The sequence below is a fragment of the Methanosarcina spelaei genome (genome assembly GCF_002287235.1).
GTDB lineage: Archaea > Halobacteriota > Methanosarcinia > Methanosarcinales > Methanosarcinaceae > Methanosarcina > Methanosarcina spelaei.
This window is the reverse complement of the sequence record NZ_LMVP01000322.1, coordinates 1-978: the sequence shown is the minus strand read 5'-3', so window position 1 is coordinate 978 and position 978 is coordinate 1. Positions and strand designations below refer to the sequence as shown.

At 45.4% G+C, this 978-nt stretch carries 2 protein-coding genes; both read right to left on the bottom strand.

Annotation, left to right across the window (positions count from 1 at the left end; genetic code table 11):
* A partial coding sequence (locus ASJ81_RS13605; RefSeq protein ID WP_141241731.1) for a monomethylamine:corrinoid methyltransferase occupies nt 1-401 on the bottom strand: 401 nt, incomplete at its 3' end.
* A 19-nt stretch (nt 402-420) separates the two neighbouring features.
* A partial coding sequence (locus tag ASJ81_RS13600) for a methyltransferase cognate corrinoid protein (RefSeq protein ID WP_141241730.1) occupies nt 421-978 on the bottom strand: 558 nt, incomplete at its 5' end.

Below are 978 nucleotides of genomic sequence, written 5' to 3'. Positions count from 1 at the left end.
GGAGACCCAGTCGGTCCACCCTGCACGATTGGCTTTGCCTTGTCACCAACACTTCTCTTTCTTACGTTTACTGCATCTCTGCCAGTTCCGAGCACGAATTCTTTCTGCACGTTGTTAATTGCATCCCAGATTTCGTCTTCAGTGTACTTTACAATCCTGTGAGTATCCGTACAGTAAATTCCGCACTCAAGGAGCATCTCAAATCCTGCATTGAAGAGTTTTTCCATCATTTCCTTGTCTGTCGGGACAAACTCTCCCTTGAAATCAAGCCCGTATTTCTGCTTGAGTTCCATTGCCTTCATCGGGATCCTCATTAGGTCCCAGTCGTCCTGGGTGCACTTTTCTCCTACTTTTGCCCTGTCATAAAAGTCATAGCAGTCAAATGATTTTCTAAATGTCATTTTCTTTTGCCTCCCAGGATTATTTCATTACTACAAGTGCAACTTTTGCAGCTTCGGCAGCGTTTTCTGCAGTTGCATCTGCTCCTATCTCGTCAATCCATTTATCAGATACAGGAGCTCCTCCGAACATGCACTTTACACTGTCCCTTAGGTCTTCTTCTCTGAGCCTGTCCATCAGGTCTTTCTGACCGAGCATAGAGGTGGTCATAAGGGCTGAGCCCACTAAGAGAACTTTTTCTCCTTTGTGCTTTGCAGCCTCTTCTACAACATCTTCATTCAGGACGTCAACTCCCATATCAAGGATCTGGAACCCGTTTGCTCCAAGCATGGTGGTAACAAGCCTGTGACCAATGTCGTGAATATCTCCTTCTGCAACAAAAGTAATTGCAAGTCCAGCTTCTTCTCCTGCTTTTTTGTTCTTTTCAAGTTCAGGGGTAAGAACTTCCATTGCATTGCTCATTGCTTTTCCAGACATCATGATCTGGGGCAGGAAAATCTCGGCGGCTTCGAACTTGTCACCGACAATTTTCATTCCAACGGAAAGGCCCTTCGTAATAATATCAAGCGCCGGAATTCC